At 47.1% G+C, this 2,019-nt stretch carries 2 protein-coding genes; both read right to left on the bottom strand.

The window, feature by feature from the left end:
* Positions 1 to 558 (bottom strand): SulP family inorganic anion transporter (locus tag A3762_RS08275; RefSeq protein WP_197469150.1); only part of this gene is annotated, 558 nt, incomplete at its 3' end.
* A gap of 151 nt (positions 559 to 709) precedes the next feature.
* Positions 710 to 2,019 (bottom strand): YgiQ family radical SAM protein (locus A3762_RS08270; protein ID WP_068754908.1); only part of this gene is annotated, 1,310 nt, incomplete at its 5' end.

Genomic DNA, 2,019 nt, shown 5'->3' with positions numbered 1-2,019 from the left:
TGGTAAGAAGTGAATAATGGCCATCGTTAAGACGACAAGACCAAGCATGTTGTAGAGCGCAGAGCCTTCCATCCACGCGATGTCGATAATGCTTCCTTCTAATGCTGTACCGGATAGCCAGCCCTGTTCAGCGCCTTGTTGGCCAAATTGGCCCAGCTGAGCAAGGAAAATAACGATCGCTAAACCATTTACAAAGCCCAGCATAACTGGGTGTGGCACCATGCGAATAAACTTACCGAGCTTGAAAATACCTGCCGCAATTTGGAGTATGCCCATGAGTACAACTGTGGCGAAGAGATATTCGACACCATGCGCAGCGACAAGTGAAACCATCACGACGGCTAAAGCACCTGTTGCACCAGAGATCATGCCTGGGCGTCCGCCGATCACTGATGTGATTAAGCCAACCATAAATGCAGCATAGAGACCTACAAGAGGTTCAACGCCTGCAACGAATGCGAATGCAACTGCTTCAGGTACGAGTGCTAGGGCTACGGTAAGACCTGAAAGTAGGTCGTTTTTTACGCTAAGTTGGCGATTAGCCGATAGTTCAAACATGCGGGTCTCATTAATACTTGTATGGAGGGCGAGAGGGCGCGGATTATAGAGTTAGCCTGAGTCGATTACAAATCGACCTGTCTTACATCGCTGATTAACATTCGAAATACTGGGGTCAGAGTAAAAGTACTCTGACCCCAATGTTAAGTCTTTATCTATGTTTACGCGGCGGCAAACCAGTATGCTGTGTGTGGAAGCGGCCTTTGCGCATTTTAGAAGTCGCACTAGTTTTCTTTAGCTTCGCATTTCGGGTTTCGCTTTTGGGCTGCGTCGGTGGCACAAGATGCTTTTTACCGTAACCTATTAGATGGGCTTTGCCCATGTTCTTGAGCGCTTCTCGCAATAGTGGCCAGTTGTTTGGATCGTGATAGCGCAAGAATGCTTTATGTAAACGTCGCTGTATCGCACCTTTGGGTACAGGCATGGTATCGCTTTTATAATCAATACGATGCAAAGGGTCTTTCTTCGTGTGATACATCGCCGTGGCGTTTGCCATCGGAGACGGGTAGAAGTTTTGAACTTGGTCTGCGCGGAAACCGTTTGCTTTCAGCCATAACGCAAGATTCATCATGTCCTCATCACGTGTCCCAGGATGAGCCGCAATAAAGTACGGGATTAAGAACTGTTCTTTACCTGCTTCTTTAGAAAACTTATCGAACATCTCTTTAAATCGATGATAAGTGCCCATACCAGGTTTCATCATTTTAGAGAGAGGACCATCTTCTGTATGCTCTGGCGCGATTTTTAAATAACCGCCAACATGGTGTGTTACTAACTCTTTTACGTATTCAGGATCTTCAACGGCTAGATCGTAACGCAGACCTGAGGCGACAAAGATACGTTTTACACCAGGTACCGCTCGCGCGCGTCGATAGAGATTGGTCGTTGCCGACTGATCCGTTTTGAGATTTTTACAGATACCAGGATAGACACATGATAGTCGGTGGCACTTGGCATGGATTTCATCCGACTTACAGTTCAGGTGGTACATATTGGCAGTTGGTCCACCCAAATCTGAAATGATGCCTGTAAACCCAGGGGTTTTGTCCCGAATGTTTTCGATCTCGCGAATTACGGAATCTTCTGAACGGCTTTGAATGACTCGGCCTTCGTGTTCTGTGATGGAACAAAACGAGCAGCCACCAAAGCAACCGCGCATAATGTTCACTGAGAAGCGAATCATTTCATAAGCTGGGATACGTGCATCGCCATAGCTCGGGTGAGGAACGCGCTGGAAGTTCTGTTCAAACACCATGTCCAATTCTTCTGTCTCTAGAGGAATTGGTGGTGGATTCACCCAAACATAGCGTTCGCCATGTTTTTGAACCAAGGTATGTGCGTTTGCTGGGTTCGTCTCAATGTGGATGACCCGCGCGGCGTGAGCATATAGAACTGGGTCTCTACTAACTTTTTCATATGACGGAAGCAAGATATATTCTTTGTCCTTTCCTGCAATCGGCC

The sequence above is a fragment of the Oleiphilus sp. HI0125 genome (genome assembly GCF_001635355.1).
Note: the sequence above shows the minus strand (reverse complement) of the source record. Positions and strands in the feature narration are given on the sequence as shown.